Consider the following 16,586-nt stretch of genomic DNA (forward strand, 5'->3'; position numbering starts at 1 on the left):
GGTCGTAGCCGGCGGCGGCCTCGAGCGCGTGAGCAAACGTGTGGCCCAGGTTCAGCTGGTTGCGCGGCCCACGGTCGTGCGGATCGGCGAGACAGACGGCGCCCTTGAAGGAGGCGCACCGGCGAACCATCTCGGCGAGCGGCTGCTCCCACACGGGGCTCCCCATGAGGAGACCGGTCTTGACGACCTCGCCCATCCCGTTCCTCATCTCCGCTTCGGGCAGCGACTCGAGCGTGCCAGGGTCGATCACGACCTTCGCCGGCCAGTGGAAGCATCCCACGAGGTTCTTCCCACCCGGAAGATCGACGGCGGTCTTGCCACCGATCGCAGCGTCGACCTGCCCCACGAGCGTGGTCGGCACCGCCACCCAGGGGACACCGCGCATCCAGGTCGCCGCAGCAAATCCTGCAAGATCGGTCGTGCATCCGCCGCCGAGCGCGACGATCGTCCCGTCGCGCCCGATCCGAAGCGAACGCCAGAGCTGGTCGAGCGCTCCGATAGCCTTCGCCGGCTCGCCCGAGGGCACCTCGTGCGTCGCGATATCGCGCGCTCCGAGCGCGAGCTGCGCGCTGACACCGTGGATCCCCGCCACGGTCGCGTCGGCCACGATCTCGATCTGTCCGCAGCCCGGCACGAGCTCACCGAGGAGATCTATCGTCCCGATACCGACCTCGATACCCGCGGCTGCAAGGACAACCGAGTCGATGTCGCGAGCGCGTGCGTCTGCGGCCTCCTCGTAGATGGGAAGGCGCTCCTGGAAGAGGGCACGGAACGACTCCTCGTTCGACGCGAGTGGTCGAGCGCTCCGCGAGGCGCGCTGCCACAAGGTGTCGGGGTCGACGTCGAGCAGAACGGTGAAAGCGCGGCTGCGGAGCCGTGCGCGCGTCTCGGTCGACAGCACGGCCCCGCCGCCGAGCGCAATCACTGTGGGCTCTCCCGCGGCGAGAACCGATGCGGCAGCGGACTCCTCGAGCGCCCTGAAGGCCGCCTCCCCGTCCCGGGCGAAGAGCTCCGCGATCGTCATGCCTGCTCGTGCCTCGACCTCACGGTCAAGGTCGATGAAGGCGCGACCGAGGCGCCGTGCGACCTGCGCTCCCAGGGTCGACTTACCTGCGCCCATGAAACCGGCGAGCGCGAGGTGGTGGTTCAGGGCGTGCGGGGCCACCGGATGCGTTCGAGGTAGGCGCGGTGCGCGGCGACGAAATCGACAATTGCGTCGCCGCCGAACTTGTCCCGGGCGCTCACGGCGATCTCCCAGGCTACGGCTGCCTCCGCGACGACGGAAAGTGCCTCCACCGCCTGGACGTCGCTGCGCTCGACGAGCGCCTGCGCCGCCTCGCCCGTCTCGAGATCGACCGAGTCGAGCGGCTTCATCAACGTCGGCAACGGCTTCATCGCAGCCCGCACGACGATGGGCTCACCGTTCGAGATCCCGGCCTCTAGACCGCCCGCGTGGTTCGTGCGACGGATGAGGCCCGGGTCGATCTCGTCGTGGGCCTCCGAGCCGCGGAGACGAGCGAGTGCGAAGCCATCGCCGATCTCCACACCCTTGACTGCCTGGATTCCCATCAACGTGAAGGCGAGGCGCGCGTCGAGTCGATCCGACTTTTCGGCGTACGAGCCGAGTCCCGGCGGACACCCGTCAACGACGACCTCGACGACGCCGCCGAGGGTATCGCGATCCTTGCGCGCCGCATCGGTTGCCTCGCGCATGCCGTCGTCGCCGGCCGCTCCGCCGACCTCGAGAGGGCGGCCCGCGACGGTGACTCCGATCGTTGCGAGAAAGGCCTTGGCGACGGCCCCGGCTGCGACGTGGGTGGCCGTGTGGCGTGCGCTCGCCCGTTCGAGCGAGTTGCGCACGTCGTCGTGCCCGTACTTGAGGACGCCCGCGAGATCGGCATGACCGGGCCGCGGGAGCGTCACGACCTTGACACCCTTGCCCTCCGGCTTGCCCTCGGGCTCGAAGGGGCTCATCCCCCACATCCAGTTCTTGTGATCGAGATTGCGGACGACGAGCGTCAGGGGTGTGCCGAGCGTGCGACCCTGTCGGAGACCCGAGAGCACCTCGACGGTGTCCGTCTCGAGTTGCTGCCGCGGGCTGCGGCCGTACCCGAGCTGGCGCCGACGTAGATCAGCGTCGATCGAGGCCTTCTCGAGCCGAAGCCCCGCAGGCAAGCCGGTGAGCACGGCTACGAGAGCGGGGCCGTGCGATTCACCTGCGGTGACGAGGCCGAGTGGCATGGTGAAAGCCTAGACGCCGGCCCGGATCAGGCGGTCGCTTGCCGCGCGAAGGTCAGGCGAGGACGATGCGCTGTGGGCCGTGGGTCGGGCGCGTCATCTCGGGATTCTGCTCGCGGTCGACATCGAGGAGCGCTACGGCGAGGGGCTCTCCTGCAACGTCGATCTCGTAGAGCGCGCGCACCGCGTCGCCTGACCCGAAGTCACCGTTGTCATACCGTGTCCACAGGGCATCGAACTGCGCGACGTCGACCCTCATCGTGTCGCCACCGCGGCCTCGCTCGACGATCGCGTCCGTGCGGAGGATCAGCTCCCCGGCGATCTGGCGCTCGAACCGCCCCTCGCTATTGCGCTCGAACCGCTGCGTAACGAGCGAGGCGGATTCGATCGGGCCTTCGACGGTAGCGAACGCCGAGCGCGCTGCGTTCGTCGAGCCCCGATGGCGTCCGTGCGTAGGAAGCGATCTTCCCGTCGGATTCGCCTGGGCCGGTGGCCTGTTCTCGTCGAAGCTCATGGCACCACCCTACGCGACGCGTGTGCTGCAGTCGGCGAACAGATGTCGATCGCCCGGGATACACGAACAGCTCGGCGGATTCGCTTGCCTCGACGAGATCGCGTGCCGCGGGTAGATCTTCCACGGCCCATTCGTCGTCCTCGATGATGTGTACTGGAGCGGGACTCCCTGCGGCCGCGCCCTCGCGACCGGCCGCGGATCAGGCTCGGCTTATGCGTGCTCGCGGCGGCCGACGACGACGCCGACGAGCAGAATAATGGCGAAGATCACGACGCCGAGGCCGATACCGATCATCTCGTACTGACTCATCTTGCTGCCTCCTCACCCCGATTGACACAATCAGGGTACTCCGACGCGCTACCCCTTGCGAAGAGCGTCACGCATCGCAACGAGCGGTGCGGGCAGGCCCGTCCAACGCTCGAAGGACGCCGCACCCTGAAGCAGAAGCACGTCGAGCCCATCCACGACGACCTCGCAGCCTGCCGCACGTGCTGCCTCGACGAGCGCCGTTTCGCGCCCGTCGGAGAGGTACGCAAGATCGACGACCTGCATACCTACGTGAGGATTCACGATGAGTTCCTCCTTCACGGGCGTCGCGTTTACGAGCACGTCGTACCCGGCGGCAGAAGGCGGCCAGCCCGACTCGCGACGGCTCACGGTCGTCACCTCGGCGCCGGCACGGTCGAGCGCGTCGACCACTGCAAGCGCCGAACCACCCGCGCCGAGCACGAGCGCCCGACGACCCGCTGCATCGACCTGGGATATCACCGCGTCGCCGTCGGTCGACGAGCCGAGGACGCGGCCGGAGTCGAGGACGAGCGTGTTGACCGAACCGGCTGCCCGCGCCACGTCGTCGAGCTCGTCGCAGAGCTCGACCACCGCCTGCTTGTGGGGAATCGTCACGTTCGCCCCGGCGAAACCCATCGCGCTCAGCCCGCGGACGGCATCCGCGAGCAGCTCGGGCGCAGTCGGTAGTGGAACGTACGCCCAGTCGAGACCGAGGGCTGCGAACGCCGAGTTCTGCATCGGAGGCGAGAGCGAGTGCGAGGTCGGCCAGCCGAGCAGGCCGACAAGCGTCGTGGTGCCGCGGATCTCGGTCATGTGATCAACGGGGTACCGTCGAAGGCGAGGTAGGCATCGCGGATCGGCGTCGCAGCCGGCCACAGATCGAGCGCCGCAAGATCATCACGGGCGAAGAACCGATGCAGTGCTCCGAGCACCGACTCATCCTCCTCGACCCGCCCTCCGACAAAAGCCCAGGCTCCATCATCGGATCGCCGATCCACGAGGACACAGCCATCGTGCTCGATCAAAGCCACCACACCCACGAGGCGTGGCCTGTTCGGCACCGGTGCAGATCGATCGCGGTAGTAGCTCGGCACCCCTGGAGTATCGTCGGAACAGCCGACGGTCCGCAGGGTTGAACTGTCTGGTGAAGCTGCGAACCTCCGCTACTAGTTGCAGGCGTAACCGAACTCACAGACCTTGCGCAGGAACTCGCTCTCGCTCGCCGTGAAGAAGTGGCGCTTCGTGCCGGGGATGCGGACGTAGTAGACGTAATTCACCCTGGCTGGATGCGCTGCAGCCTTGATCGAGGCGAGTCCCGGGTTTGCAACCGGCGTGGGTGGCAGGCCGGGAAAGCGTCGACTGTTGTACGGATTGTCGCTTCGGATCGCGGCCTTCGTGAGCGACTCGGTGCCCGGGATGTCCAGGCCGTAGCGGATCGTCGCGTCGATGCCGAGTGGCATCTGCTTTCGAAGCCGGTTGTAGATCACCGCCGAGACGAGCTTCCGTTCGCCCGGCGCAACGGTCTCCTTCTCGATCATCGACGCAATCTTGAGAACGTCGTATGGGGTCAGATTCTTCGAGCGGGCGTACGAGAGATTGACGCGGGCGAACGCCTTGCGAAACGCCGTCAGCTGATCCGAGACCAGCTCCCTCCCGCTCGTGAACTGAGTGAACTCGTACAACGCCGGAAAGAGGAACCCCTCCATCGAGCCGCGCTTCCAGTCCTTGAGGAACGGCTTCGGAGGCCGCGCCTCGGCCACAGCGTCGAGGTAGCGCTTGCGCGTCAGCTTCGGCGTCACGCCGCGCTTTTCGATCGCGATCGTCCGTACTGCCGCGACGCGATCGCCCATCTCGCGCACGTTCAGACCCTCGGGAAAACTGATGCGGAGGCGTTCGACCGGCGGCGCGGCCTCCGTCGTGACGGGAGGCGACGAGTCACCGCCACAGCCGGCGGCGAGAAGCACGGCCGAGAGGGCGAGCGTGAGAGCGAGACCTTTCACTGTCGAGCGTCCGCGTCGAGCCAGCCTTGCAGGAGGTGTGCTGCAGCGACCGCATCTTCCGGTGCACTGCCTCCGAACCGCTGCGCGAGAGCTGTCGTGAACCGCTCGTCGGCAGTCTCGACCGGGACGGAGACCCGAGCGCGCAGCGCCGAAACGAAGAGCTCGGTCTCGGCGGCCTGCTTGCCGTGTTCGCCCCGGAGTGTGAGCGGCAGCCCAACGACGATGTGCTCGACATCGTTGTCGACGACGAGGCCCGCTACCTCGGCGAGGCCCTTCTCGGTTGCCGCCTTCTTGACGACGCACACCGGGCGCGCGAGCGTGCCGCTCGCGTCGGAGATCGCGACGCCCGTCCGCGCGGAACCGTAATCGAGCGCGAGAACCCGCACGCCGGCTCAGATGGCGGCGAGAATCATGCGCTCGGCCTCGGCGAGCGCCTCCGAGAGCTTCTCCGGCTCCTTACCACCCGCGCGCGCCATCGTGCGCCGACCACCGCCACCACCGCCAACCAGCGCCGAGGCACCCTTGACGACGTCCGACGCGCTGATGCGCTCGGCGACCGCGTCGTCGAAGTTGGCAATCAGGGTCACCTTGCCGTCGTCGACGCCGCCGAGCACGACGGCTGCCGGACTGTGGCGCTGCTTGAAGCGATCAGAGAGGTCGAGGAGCGCGTCTCCGTCGAGCCCCGGCACGGCCTGGACGACGAGGTTGACGCCGTTCACCGGGCGCACGTCCGCCTCGATGTCTCCCCCGCTCTCACCCTGCACCCGCTTGCGCTTGAGCTCCTTCCGTATCTCGTCGAGCTCGGCGCGCAAGACGTCGACCTCGCGGGCGCGACCGTGAAGCAAGGCCCACGCCTCGCCGGAGGTCACCGCCTCGATGCGTCGGGCGCCGGAGCCGACCGATCCCTCCGAGAGGATCGCAAACGCCCCGATCTCGGCCGTTGAGCGCACGTGCGTCCCTCCGCAGAGCTCCGTCGAGACACCCCTGATCTCGACGACGCGAACGATGTCGCCGTACTTCTCGCCGAAGAGCATCATCGCGCCGAGCTTGCGCGCCTCGCTGATCGGCGTTTCGAAGATATGAAGCGGGTGATTCTCGAAGATGGCGCCGTTGACTCGATGCTCGATCATTTCGCGCTGCTCAACGGTGAGCTGTTGCGTGTGCGTGAAATCGAACCGCAGCTTGTCGGGACGGACCGACGAGCCAGCCTGCTTGACGTGGTCGCCGAGGACCTCGCGCAAGGCCTCTTGCAGGAGATGTGTAGCCGTGTGGTTCGCCATCGTCGGGAACCGGACGTTCCAGGGCACCACAGCACGGACGCGACTGCCGGCCGAGAACCCGTCCCCCCGGAACACGAGCACCTGATCGTCTCCCACCCGGTGCGCCTGCACGAGGTTCGCGCGAACGGCCGAGTCGGCATCGAGCTCGAGGTAGCCCTCGTCGGAGACCTGGCCGCCGCCGGCGGCATAGAACGGAGACTCACGCAGCTTTGCGAGGAACGTGCCGTCACCGAGATCCTCGTAAGCGTGCAGTTCGGTCAGCACGTCGCCCTTGTGGTAGCCGACGAACTGGGTCGGGTCGGCCGCGCGGGCAAAGTCGGCGGCGCGCTGCGTGTCCGACTCGCCACCCGCGCGGGAGATCGAGCGGTGCTCACTCATCCGGTCGCGGTAGGCGTCGACATCGACCCGCTGGCCTCGCTCCTCGGCAAGCTCGACCGTGAGCTCGAGCGGGAAGCCGTACGTGGCAGCGAGCGTGAATGCGTCGTCGCCTGAGATCGACTCTCTGGCGGCAAGCTCCTCGAAAACCTTGAGGCCGCGCTCGAGTGTCTCGCGGAATCGATCCTCCTCCGCCTTGACCACGCGTTCGATCTCGGCCTGGTGCTCGACAACCTCGGGATACCACGGCCCAACCTGCCCGACCACGATGGCGGGAAGGCGGTAGACGCCTTCGAGGCCGATGCGACGGGCCTGCACGACAGCACGCCGAATCAGCCTCCGCAGAACGTAGCCGCGTCCCTCGTTGGCGGGCACGACGCCCTCGGCGATGAGGAAGGTCATTCCCCGGCCGTGGTCGCTGAGCACCCGATGCGCCTTGGTTGCAGCCTGCGATGACCCGTAACCGACACCCGACTCCTGCTCGATCCAATCCATGATCAGCCGGAAGCCGTCCGTGTCAAAGATCGAGTCGGCCTCCTGCAGGAGCATCGCACCACGCTCGAGGCCGAGCCCCGTGTCGATGTTCTGCTTGGGCAGCGGCGTCAGTCTTCCGACCTCGTCGAGCTCGTACTCCATGAAGACGAGGTTCCAGAACTCGAGGAACCGCTCGCAGCGCGCGCAACCGGGTGCGCAGTCGGGCTCTCCGCAGCCGAGCTCGACGCCGCGATCGTAGTTCAGCTCGGAACACGGGCCGCACGGGCCGGTCGCGCCGGCGGGGCCCCAGAAGTTCTCCGAGCGCGGCAATCCGATGATGCGCTCGCGCGGGACGCCCTTGCGGAGCCAGCCCTGTACCGCCTCGTCGTCCTCACCGAGCCCGAGCTCCGGGTCGCCGGCGAAGACGGTGGGCCAGATGCGATCGGCGTCGAGGCCCATCTTCTCGGTCGCGAATTCCCAGGCGAGGTCGATCGCACCGTCCTTGAAGTAGTCCCCGAACGAGAAGTTCCCGAGCATCTCGAACATCGACGCGTGCCGAGCGGTGAGCCCGACCTCGTCGAGGTCGGTGTCCTTCCCTCCTGCTCGCAGAACCTTCTGCACGGTCGTGAAGCGGGGTGCGGGCGGCTCCTTCTGGCCGGAGAAGTACGGCTTGAGCGGCTGCATCCCGGCGGAGATGAAGAGCGTCGAGGGATCCTCCGGCGGAGGAACCAACGACCACGACGGGAAGCGAAGGTGGCCCCGTTCCTCGAAGAACGAGAGGAAACCCTCGCGGAGCTCGGCGGTCGTCTGCATCACGCGATCGTAGCCGCGATCAGGCGACTCCCACGCGCTCGGCCCACTCGCCGATCCCGTCGTCGAGCGCGTCCCCGAGCTACGCTGCGACGGGCTTGTCCGGCGGCTCGGGCACCGAGTCCGGCTTGGGAACCGGAGCCGGCCGAGGCCACGGATCCGGTTTGGTCTCTGCCGCGGGGCGCGACTGTGGCTCGGGCCGCTCGGTCTCCATCGGCGTGCGCCCGGCAGTGCGCAGATCCTCGCGGAGGTCTGCCTCTCGTTCGCGTGCCGCTTCCTTTGCGGCGGTAGCTGCCTCACCGAAGTTCTTGGACTTGCGGAACTGCGAGAAACCGTGAGTGATTCCCGCGGCGATCCCGGTCACCTTCTCGACCGGTGTCGTGATCACGGTCGAGACCGCACGGATCGCGGTGTCGGCGCTGTCGGCCATCGAGACCGCGCTATCGGTGACCGTGTCCGCCTTGTCGAGCTGGTAGTTCACGCGGTCGACAGTGAAACCCGTCTTGACGATCACGGGCAGTAGGTCACGCTCGGTTCCCTTGATGAGAGACGAAAGCCGCTCGAAAGACTGGCCGAGGCGGAACAGCATGAATGCCGCGGCTAGGCCGATCGCAACAAGAAACGTCGCGAGTCCCCAGTAGGCGGCATCGCTGGCGGTCGAGGCGAGAAGTGTCATCGCGGTGATCCTACCCGGTTGCGCCGAGGATGATGCCAGCTCCGACGATTGCATCGTCGTCGTACAGAACGGCGACCTGACCGGGCGCGATGGCATGGGTCGGTTCATCGAGCGCGAGCGTGAATCCTTCGTCGGTGGGCACGACGTCGGCGAGGACTGCCCGCGATCGATAGCGCAACTTCGCCTCGGCCCGGGAGACGGGCAGATAGAGGCGGCCGCGCACGGCAACGTGACGAGCTTCGAGCGCTTCTCGAGGCCCCACCACGAGCGTGTTCGTCGCGGGGTCGGAGCGGAGCGCGAAAACGGGCGCCGGGGCTGCGAGACCGATCCCGCGCCGCTGTCCCGGCGTGTAGCGCCAGACGCCTTCGTGGCTTCCGAGCACCTTCCCTCCCTCATCGACGATCGGTCCGCGCTGACGCTCGAGACCCTGTCGCTCGAGGAAGGAGCGGTAGTCGTCACCGGCCAGGAAGCACGCTTCCTGGCTCTCGACGCGGTCCGCAACGGCGAGCCCCGCAGCGGCGGCCTCGCCGCGGGTGCTGCTCTTGCCCTGTTCCCCGAGCGGGAAAGCGATGCGATCGAGGAGGCGAGGATCGACGGTTGCGAGCATGTAGGACTGATCCTTTGCGGCGTCAGTCCCACGCGCGACGAGGCGGATCCCGTCGCGCTCGACGATCCGCGCGTAGTGCCCTGTCCAGAGGATGTCAGCGCCGGCCCGCTCGGTGAACTCGACGAGCGCGTCGAATCGAAACCGGCCGTTGCAGCGCATGCACGGATTCGGCGTCAGGCCTGCCGCGTAGCCGGCAACGAATGGCTGCACCACGATCGCCCTGAACGCGTCGCGAAGATCGAGCGTCACGTGAGGCAGACCGAGCCGGTGGCATGTCTCGCGTGCCGCGATCACCGCGTCGGGTGAGCAGCAGGCGCGCTCCGAGCTAGGGCCTCGCGGATCGAGCCAGAGGCGGAGCGTGACGCCGATCGCATTCGGGGCCGCGCGGAGAAGGGCCACGGCGCTATCCACTCCGCCGCTCATCGCGACCGCGACTCTGCCCGGTGCTGGAGCGGCCGTGAAGGCGGGCGCGATCGCGTTTGCGAGCGCATCCGCGGCGAGCGTCGCTCCCGGAACCGCTGCTGCCTCGAGCAGCGTCAGTCCCTCGAGGGAACGCTCGAGGCCGGGCGCATCGGCCGCAACGATGCGGTCGTCGTCGACCGTGAGTCGAACGGCTGAGTAATCGTCGTCGCGGGCAGAGTCGCCGATGAGCTCGCGATACGCCATCCCGGGAGGCTACCGGCAGGGTGCCGTACGACCGGGATTCGCGAGCGGAGCTCCGCTCCGGCAATGGGCGCCATCGTGCCGCATCTCCAACCTCCCCCAGGGGGGCACCGAGATGCCCTGGAGACAAGGTACCGCTCGAAGTCTCACGCGACCGTGCCGCGTCCGTGCCAGACGTGTCCCAGTCCAGAGGCCTACCGCACCACGGTGCGGCGACGCTCCGGGGCGTGCCTAGCTCTCCCGCACCGCGACGATCTCCAGCCGGTTGCCCCACGGGTCGCTGACGTACAACCGCCGTTGCGTCGGGATCTCGGCGTCGTCGGCCCAACGGACGTCGACACCCGCAGCCGTCAGAGATGCGGCAAGCCGATCGAGCGTCGCGACCGAGTCGACGGAGAACGCCGGGTGTGCCTTCGCAGCCGGGCTGAAGGGCTCCTCGACGCCAATGTGCAACTCCCCCGCTCCGCCGCGAAACCAGCAGCCGCCGCGAACTGCGAGCAACGCCGGCTTCTCGATCTCCTCCAAGCCGAGCAGGCCGCCGTAAAACGCGCGCGCTGCGTCCTCGCACCCCGGAGGCGCCGCAACCTGGACATGATGGAGCCCCGTAATCGAGCTCACAGGGACGGGCGGCCGTCGTACTCCGGCAATGGCTTGCCAGCGACAACGACATACGTGAGCCCGTCTGGGCCAGCAGTCACGAGCCGAGTCGATTCCGCGTCGACGCGCAGGTAGTCACCACCGCTGAGCGCGACGGACTCCCCATCGACCGTCATCGTGCCACCCCCCTCGAGGGCGATGTAGACCTCCTCGTGCCCGGTCTCCACCTCATCGTGCTCGATGCCCTCGAAATCGGCCGGAAGTCGGATCTCGTTGATGCCGAAGGCCGTCGTGCCGAGCGCCCGTCGCATCTTGAAGAAGACGTCGCGGAAAGACTCGACCGACGGATCATCGTGATTGACCAGTGTGTATCCCATAGCGGCAGCGTATCGGCACGGGCTCGGGATGGCATCGCGGCAATCGTGACGAAACCCGGCGAAGGGACAATGATTGCTCCACCCTGCCGATGAATCCCGAAGCCAATTGAGAACCTGGCGAGCCAGGTGGGTGCGCTGTCAGCCTCTGGCAAAGCCTCCGCCGAACACACGCTCCCTTGATGAGTCTTGGTTCACGTTGAAACTCCGGGCCACGCACAGGGTCGAGCACGAGGATTCTAGACGATCTGCGCATTCCGCTAGCTCGACCGGGGGCCTACTCCGCCGGATTCGCAGTGAACCGCCAGTCGATCTCCTGCGTGCCGTCGAGTCCTATCTCGCGCGCAAGACGCTCGGTCATCTCGAACTGACGCCCCGGGCTCTTCAGCTTGTTGTCGATCACCTCGGTGAGAACGGTCTCGCCACCGAACCGGATCATCAGCTTCGCACCGCACGGGAGGACCGGGTGCGAGACGCCGTATGAGTTGCCGGTCAGGATCAGCCCGCACGACGTGCGCTCGGCATCTCCGGCCTGCCCCCTCGTGGCCGCCAGTCCCGAGTACCAGCCGCCACCGGCGGCCACGGCCCCGGTGGGCGTGGGCGTCGTGCTCGCGTCATCGCTCCTCCGCTCGATCACAGCGAGCGCGATGACCCCACCGAGCAGCGCCACTGCGGCCAGTCCGAGCAGCCGCTGTGCCACCGCGGCGGACACGTCAGGCCCCGGTGGCCTTCGGCGGCTCGACGACGCGGAGTCCGAGCTCGGCCAGCTGGAGATCCGTGATCCCGGAGGGCGCGCCGCTCATCGGATCGAGTCCCGCCTGATTCTTCGGGAACGCAATCACGTCGCGCAGGTTCGCCTCGCCCGCCAGCACCATCGTCATCCGATCGATTCCGAGGGCGATGCCGCCGTGTGGAGGCGCGCCCATCGCCAGAGCGTCGAGGAGAAAGCCGAACTTGGACCGCTGGTTTTCCGGGCTCATCGCAAGCAGATCGAAGACCTTCGCCTGGACGTCCGGTTCGTGAATTCTGAACGACCCTCCGCCCAGTTCGTTGCCGTTGACGATCAGGTCATAGGCATAGGCGAGAGCATTGCCAGGATCGTCGGCGAACGACTCGAGCCAGTCGTCGGTGGGCCGCGTAAAGGGGTGATGGACTGCCGTCCAACGCGCCTCTTCGTCATCCCACTCGAACAGGGGAAAATCGGTCACCCAGAGGAACGTGAACGCGTCTGCATCGATGAGCCCGAGTTCTGCGCCGAGCTGGAGTCGAAGCGCCCCAAGCACACGCGACGTCATCGCGCGCGCGTCGGCAGCGAAGAGCAACGTCTCACCTGTAGCCGGCGCGAGCGCCTCGATCTCGGTCTCCGAGAGAAACTTTGCGATCGGTGACCGGATCTCGCCGGCCTCATCGCGGATCACGTAGGCGAGCCCCTTGGCCCCGAGCTCCTTGGCCCGCTCCTCCAACGTCGCGACCTCGGAGCGGGAGAACACGCGTGGCACGCGCAAGAACCGCACGGTCTCCGCACCCGCGAAGACGCCGAACTCCGAGCCGCGTGTCGCGTCCGTTGCGTCCTCGATCTCGAGCGCGAAACGGGTGTCGGGCTTGTCGGAGCCGTAGCGGCGATCGGCTTCCGCGTGCGTCATGTGCGGGAACGGCCTCGGGATTTCGATCCCGAGGCACTCGCGCCAGACGGCAGCGAAGGTCTCCTCCATGAGCGCGAACATCTCGTCGCGGTCGGGGAAGGCCGTCTCCATGTCGAGCTGGGTGATCTCCTGCACACGGTCGGCGCGGAGATCCTCGTCACGGAAGCAGATCGCGATCTGGTAGTAGCGGTCGAAGCCCGCGATCATCAGCAGCTGCTTCAGCAGCTGCGGGCTCTGGGGCAAAGCGAAGAACGAACCCTTGTGGAGCCTGCTCGGAACAACGAAGTCGCGCGCGCCTTCGGGCGTCGACTTGTAGAGGATCGGCGTCTGGATGTCGAGGTAGCCGGCCGCCTCCATCTGACGGCGGATGATTCCAACCATCAGTCCGCGGAGGCCGATGTTGCGTTGGAGCTTCTCGCGCCGGAGATCGAGCCAGCGGTAGCGCAGTCGGAGCGTCTCATCGACGTTCTCCTCGTCGAGCTGGAACGGAAGCGGCGTCGACCGCGAAATGATCCGCAGGGTTGTCACCTGGATCTCCACTGCGCCGGTCGGCACGTTGTGATTCACCTGGTCGACAGCACGAGCGACCACCTGGCCCTCGGCCTGGAGCACGAACTCGTTGCGAATCTCCTTCGCGAGCTCGGCGGCCTCCGAGGCGTGTTCAGGGTTGATCACGAGCTGTGTGATGCCGCTGCGATCGCGCAGGTCGACGAAGACGAGACCGCCGTGGTCGCGTCGTCGCCCGACCCAACCAGCAAGGGTCACGCGCTTTCCGACGTGCTCGTTGCGAAGCTCGCCGCACATCATGTCCCGCCAGCTCATGCGGACAGTCTGCCGACGACGTCGGCGTGGGCGATCGGTTCGTCGGCGTTACCCGGGCGCCGCAGGGTCACACCGTCGGCGCCGACGACGACGATGGCGTCCGCACCGAGGCGTGCCGCCTGCGTGAGCTGCCCCTTCAGCGATCGCCCGGCAAAGTCGGTATCGGCAGCCGTCCCGCGCCGCCGGAGCTCGGCGAGCCATTGCGCTACCACCGTCCGCGGCGCACCAACATCGAGCGCGAAGAAGACCCCGATGGACGGCGGCTCGGCGATCGCACCTGCATCCTCCATGGCGATCAGGAGCCGCTCGAGCCCGGCACCGAACCCGACCCCCGGCGTCGGTGGCCCCCCGATCTCCGCGACGAGCCCGTCATAGCGACCTCCTCCCGAGATCGTCGAGTTCTCGTTCTCCATCGGGCCGATGAACTCCCAGGTGGTGCGCGTGTAGTAGTCGAGGCCGCGAACGAGCGTCGGGACGAGCGTATAGGTGACGTCCGTGGCGTCGAGATCGGCTCGCACCGAAGCGAACTTGGCCACGCACTCTTCACACAGAGACTCGCCGATCTTCGGCGCCTCGTCGAGTGCGACGCGGACCGCCTCCGGCTTGCCCAGGTAGTTGTCGAAGACGCGTAGCGGGCTCGTCGAGACCTTCGCGCGCGTTTCACCGTCGAGCCGGTGTCCGTTCGTTGCGAGCCACGAGCGAAGCGTGTCGATATAGGCAGGACGGCAGGTGCTACAGCCGATCGAGTTCAGCTCGAGGTGGTACGACGACACGCCGAGGCGATGTAGCAGCGTGTCGTAGAGTTGAATCAGCTCTGCGTCGATCGCCGGGTCGTCGGTCCCGATCGCCTCCACGGATGCCTGCCAATGCTCCCGGTATCGACCCTTGCCGGGGGCGCCGTAGCGATACATCGGCGCGATCGTGAACAGCTTCTGCGGCTGGAATTCCCGATGCAGACCGTGCTCGACGTACGCGCGACAGATCGGCGCGGTTCCCTCTGGGCGGAGCGTGAGGGGGCGATCCGAGCGATCCGTGAAGCTGTACATCTCCTTCTGCACGACGTCCGACCCCTGGCCCGACGTACGCGCGAACAGAGCTGTGTCCTCGAACACCGGCGTCAGGATCTTCCGGTACCCGTAGAGCGCGCAGAGACGCTCGACCTCGCCGGTCACTCGCTGCCAGAGCGGCATGTCGGCGGGGACCACGTCGTGCGTGCCCTTGGGGCGCTCGATGCGGCCGCTCATCCTGTTGGCCGGCCCGCCCGGAGGCTCGTCAGGAACGGGTTCGTCCGCAGCTCGTCTCCGAGCGTGGTCTCGGGCCCATGTCCGGGATGAACGACGGTCGAGGGCGGATACGCGTCGAGAAGTGAAGCGATCGACGACTCGAGCGTGGCCCAGTCGCTCCCCGGAAAGTCGGTCCGCCCGACCGAGCCTGCAAACAGCACGTCCCCCGAAAACAGCTCACCTTCCGCGAAGTACGCGATGTGCGCCGGCGAGTGGCCGGGCACTGCACTTACCGCGAACGCGATTCCCGCGACGTTCACCGCTTCGCCACCATCGAGCCACACGTCGGCCGTTGCCGGTCTGATCGTGAGCCCGGGCGGCGTGAACGCGTCCGGTTCCTCGATCAGGATCCGCTCGCCTGCGGGGGCGTACACCGGGGCTCCTGAACGCTCTGCCAGGTCGGCAAGGCTGACGATGTGATCGAAGTGACCGTGCGTCACGAGGATTGCAGCGCACTGCGCGCCGAGCGCCTCGAGCGAGCTGAGGATCGTTTCGGCGTCGCCACTCGGATCGACGACGACGGCTTCGGGTGCCTCCGCCGAGGCCCGCACGACGTACGTGTTGGTACCGATGGGGCCGAGTTCGAGCTGCTCGATGACGAGTGACATCGCCGACGAGTGTAGAGGCTCGTTGGTGAATTGCAGCGCCCACGTGGCGCGATTCGGGTGGTTGGCGCCCGGTCTCGGTTGGGATTATGGGCCTGGCGCGATACGGTGCTCTCGTGCAGTCGTGGAACCTTCTCGAGATCGAGGCGCCGGACGGCGTCCGATCTCCCTCCGTACTTCACTCCGGCGACGCGCGGGCGATCGCCCTGCGACTCCACCCCGGGCAGACGCTCGGCGACCATCGAGTGCGCGAGCGTGCCTGGCTGACGGTCGTCGAGGGCGAGATCGATCTGATCTGCGGAGATGCGCGAACCGTTGCAACCGCGGGAATGCTCGTCATGTTCGACCCGGGCGAGGTTCACTCCGTCTCGAGCGCAGCCGGGGCACGACTGCTGCTGCTGCTCGCTCCTTGGCCCGCGGCTGGGCACTATGCGGACGGCGAGACCTCACAGCAGGCGGAGTAACACACTCCGCGGCGGCCGCCTTCTACGAGCTCTTGCTGAGCCGTTTCTGCTGTTGCCGCCACACGACCCGGTCCATGAAATAGCTGAACGGGATAAAGACGGCGAGCAAGAGCATGGTCTGGACGAACGCGCCGACGTACGTGATCTTGCCGCTACCGAGCAGGTACACCGTGGCATAGAAGATCGGAGCGAAGATCGCGCCGCGCTTGAGCACCTTGTTCCACGAGGGTGGCTGAGCCGTGCGGCCGCCGCGCGCGCTCCCTCGGCCCGCGGTCGTCGACCTCTGCGTCTTCGCGGTGCTGCCTTTGCTGCCGCGACCGACCGGCTTTCGGGGCGTTTCCTCCCGCTCGACCGGGCGCTCGACGCCGTCCTCGTCGACATAGACGAGTTCGTAGTCGTGCCGCTTCTCTTTCGCCCTCCGCTTGCGCTGTTTCTGCGTCGCCACTAGACGGAGTATGCCGTTCGGCGGAACACCACGGCGCCTCCTTCGATCACCGTGTGCACGACGTCGCCCGCGAGGTGGTAGGCGACATGGCGCCAGTCAGGGGCATCGAGGAGCACGATGTCCGCAGCGAAGCCGGCCCTCAACCGGCCGATCGAGCCGGACCGATCGAGGACGTGGGCGGCGTTCGCAGTCGCCGCGACGAGTGCCTCCTCCGGCGCGAGGTGAAGTTGCGTGCAGGCAAGGGACAGGACGAACGGGAGGCTGTCGCAAAAGGCACTGCCCGGGTTGAAGTCCGTTGCGAGCGCGATCAGCCCACCCGCATCGGCAAGCGCGCGGGCGGGCGGCATCGGTCGACCGAGGAAGAGCGCGCTCGCCGGCAGGAGCACACCGGTAACGTCGCTCGCGGCCAGGATCGCGACGCCCTCGAG

General features: G+C 67.4%; 19 protein-coding genes. 1 reads left to right on the plus strand and 18 read right to left on the minus strand.

The genetic code is table 11. The features are described 5' to 3' along the window. The 16 genes from ABIR74_RS11440 to ABIR74_RS11515 form a co-directional block, all read right to left on the minus strand. The coding region (locus ABIR74_RS11440) for a bifunctional shikimate kinase/3-dehydroquinate synthase (protein ID WP_348178197.1) at window positions 1-1,165 on the minus strand (1,165 nt) is incomplete at its 3' end. Beyond that, window positions 1,147-2,241: a chorismate synthase gene (locus tag ABIR74_RS11445; protein ID WP_348178199.1), complete on the minus strand. Its 1,095-nt coding sequence runs from the start codon at window positions 2,239-2,241 to the stop codon at window positions 1,147-1,149. The genes ABIR74_RS11445 and ABIR74_RS11440, both read right to left, overlap by 19 nt. A 52-nt stretch (window positions 2,242-2,293) precedes the next feature. After that, window positions 2,294-2,752 (minus strand): hypothetical protein, encoded by a 459-nt coding sequence (locus ABIR74_RS11450; protein WP_348178201.1) that lies wholly within the window; start codon window positions 2,750-2,752, stop codon window positions 2,294-2,296. A 357-nt stretch (window positions 2,753-3,109) separates the two neighbouring features. After that, entirely contained in the window at window positions 3,110-3,853 is a 744-nt protein-coding gene (locus tag ABIR74_RS11455) for a shikimate dehydrogenase (protein ID WP_348178203.1), read from the minus strand. Then, entirely contained in the window at window positions 3,850-4,134 is a 285-nt protein-coding gene (locus tag ABIR74_RS11460; protein WP_348178205.1) for an NUDIX domain-containing protein, read from the minus strand. The genes ABIR74_RS11455 and ABIR74_RS11460 overlap by 4 nt, the downstream gene beginning before the upstream one ends. Before the next feature lie 72 nt (window positions 4,135-4,206). Next, complete coding sequence (gene mltG / locus ABIR74_RS11465; RefSeq protein WP_348178207.1) at window positions 4,207-5,040, minus strand: endolytic transglycosylase MltG; 834 nt, start codon at window positions 5,038-5,040, stop codon at window positions 4,207-4,209. After that, entirely contained in the window at window positions 5,037-5,426 is a 390-nt protein-coding gene (gene ruvX, locus ABIR74_RS11470) for a Holliday junction resolvase RuvX (protein WP_348178209.1), read from the minus strand. Before ruvX ends, mltG begins: the two co-directional genes overlap by 4 nt. 6 nt (window positions 5,427-5,432) lie before the next feature. Beyond that, window positions 5,433-7,982 (minus strand): alanine--tRNA ligase, encoded by a 2,550-nt coding sequence (gene alaS / locus ABIR74_RS11475; protein WP_348178211.1) that lies wholly within the window; start codon window positions 7,980-7,982, stop codon window positions 5,433-5,435. 79 nt (window positions 7,983-8,061) lie between these two features. Continuing rightward, window positions 8,062-8,655: a hypothetical protein gene (locus tag ABIR74_RS11480; RefSeq protein WP_348178213.1), complete on the minus strand. Its 594-nt coding sequence runs from the start codon at window positions 8,653-8,655 to the stop codon at window positions 8,062-8,064. A 10-nt stretch (window positions 8,656-8,665) separates the two neighbouring features. Then, window positions 8,666-9,928, minus strand: coding sequence for a tRNA 2-thiouridine(34) synthase MnmA (gene mnmA, locus ABIR74_RS11485; protein ID WP_348178215.1), 1,263 nt, complete (start codon window positions 9,926-9,928; stop codon window positions 8,666-8,668). Between the two features lie 228 nt (window positions 9,929-10,156). Further along, window positions 10,157-10,543 (minus strand): VOC family protein, encoded by a 387-nt coding sequence (locus ABIR74_RS11490; RefSeq protein ID WP_348178217.1) that lies wholly within the window; start codon window positions 10,541-10,543, stop codon window positions 10,157-10,159. Beyond that, a complete protein-coding gene (locus ABIR74_RS11495) occupies window positions 10,540-10,899 on the minus strand; it encodes a cupin (protein WP_348178219.1) in 360 nt (119 codons plus the stop codon). Before ABIR74_RS11495 ends, ABIR74_RS11490 begins: the two co-directional genes overlap by 4 nt. A 274-nt stretch (window positions 10,900-11,173) precedes the next feature. After that, window positions 11,174-11,596, minus strand: a complete 423-nt coding sequence (locus ABIR74_RS11500) for a hypothetical protein (RefSeq protein WP_348178221.1) — start codon at window positions 11,594-11,596, stop codon at window positions 11,174-11,176. A gap of 13 nt (window positions 11,597-11,609) precedes the next feature. Further along, a complete protein-coding gene (gene aspS, locus ABIR74_RS11505) occupies window positions 11,610-13,361 on the minus strand; it encodes an aspartate--tRNA ligase (protein WP_348178223.1) in 1,752 nt (583 codons plus the stop codon). Next, complete coding sequence (hisS, locus tag ABIR74_RS11510; RefSeq protein ID WP_348178226.1) at window positions 13,358-14,605, minus strand: histidine--tRNA ligase; 1,248 nt, start codon at window positions 14,603-14,605, stop codon at window positions 13,358-13,360. Before hisS ends, aspS begins: the two co-directional genes overlap by 4 nt. Then, window positions 14,602-15,252, minus strand: coding sequence for an MBL fold metallo-hydrolase (locus ABIR74_RS11515; protein ID WP_348178228.1), 651 nt, complete (start codon window positions 15,250-15,252; stop codon window positions 14,602-14,604). The genes hisS and ABIR74_RS11515 overlap by 4 nt, the downstream gene beginning before the upstream one ends. A 113-nt stretch (window positions 15,253-15,365) precedes the next feature. On the opposite strand from ABIR74_RS11515, the gene ABIR74_RS11520 reads away from it, so the two are divergent. After that, entirely contained in the window at window positions 15,366-15,713 is a 348-nt protein-coding gene (locus tag ABIR74_RS11520) for a cupin domain-containing protein (RefSeq protein ID WP_348178230.1), read from the plus strand. Between the two features lie 22 nt (window positions 15,714-15,735). On the opposite strand, the gene ABIR74_RS11525 is transcribed toward ABIR74_RS11520, so the two are convergent. Continuing rightward, window positions 15,736-16,158, minus strand: a complete 423-nt coding sequence (locus ABIR74_RS11525) for a hypothetical protein (protein ID WP_348178232.1) — start codon at window positions 16,156-16,158, stop codon at window positions 15,736-15,738. After that, window positions 16,158-16,586: amidohydrolase family protein (locus ABIR74_RS11530; RefSeq protein WP_348178234.1), on the minus strand; the 429-nt coding region annotated here is incomplete at its 5' end. The genes ABIR74_RS11525 and ABIR74_RS11530, both read right to left, overlap by 1 nt.

It is taken from the genome of Gaiella sp., assembly GCF_039915195.1.
Lineage (GTDB): Bacteria > Actinomycetota > Thermoleophilia > Gaiellales > Gaiellaceae > Gaiella.

Excerpts from the sequence above, each read along its gene's own strand:
- hisS (WP_348178226.1), bottom strand. The coding sequence starts at position 14,605 with ATGAGCGGCCGCATCGAGCGCCCCAAGGGCACGCACGACGTGGTCCCC.
- ABIR74_RS11495 (WP_348178219.1), bottom strand. The coding sequence starts at position 10,899 with ATGGGATACACACTGGTCAATCACGATGATCCGTCGGTCGAGTCTTTC.
- ABIR74_RS11445 (WP_348178199.1), bottom strand. The coding sequence starts at position 2,241 with ATGCCACTCGGCCTCGTCACCGCAGGTGAATCGCACGGCCCCGCTCTC.
- ABIR74_RS11455 (WP_348178203.1), bottom strand. The coding sequence starts at position 3,853 with ATGACCGAGATCCGCGGCACCACGACGCTTGTCGGCCTGCTCGGCTGG.
- ABIR74_RS11450 (WP_348178201.1), bottom strand. The coding sequence starts at position 2,752 with ATGAGCTTCGACGAGAACAGGCCACCGGCCCAGGCGAATCCGACGGGA.
- alaS (WP_348178211.1), bottom strand. The coding sequence starts at position 7,982 with ATGCAGACGACCGCCGAGCTCCGCGAGGGTTTCCTCTCGTTCTTCGAG.
- ABIR74_RS11515 (WP_348178228.1), bottom strand. The coding sequence starts at position 15,252 with ATGTCACTCGTCATCGAGCAGCTCGAACTCGGCCCCATCGGTACCAAC.
- mnmA (WP_348178215.1), bottom strand. The coding sequence starts at position 9,928 with ATGGCGTATCGCGAGCTCATCGGCGACTCTGCCCGCGACGACGATTAC.
- ABIR74_RS11480 (WP_348178213.1), bottom strand. The coding sequence starts at position 8,655 with ATGACACTTCTCGCCTCGACCGCCAGCGATGCCGCCTACTGGGGACTC.
- aspS (WP_348178223.1), bottom strand. The coding sequence starts at position 13,361 with ATGAGCTGGCGGGACATGATGTGCGGCGAGCTTCGCAACGAGCACGTC.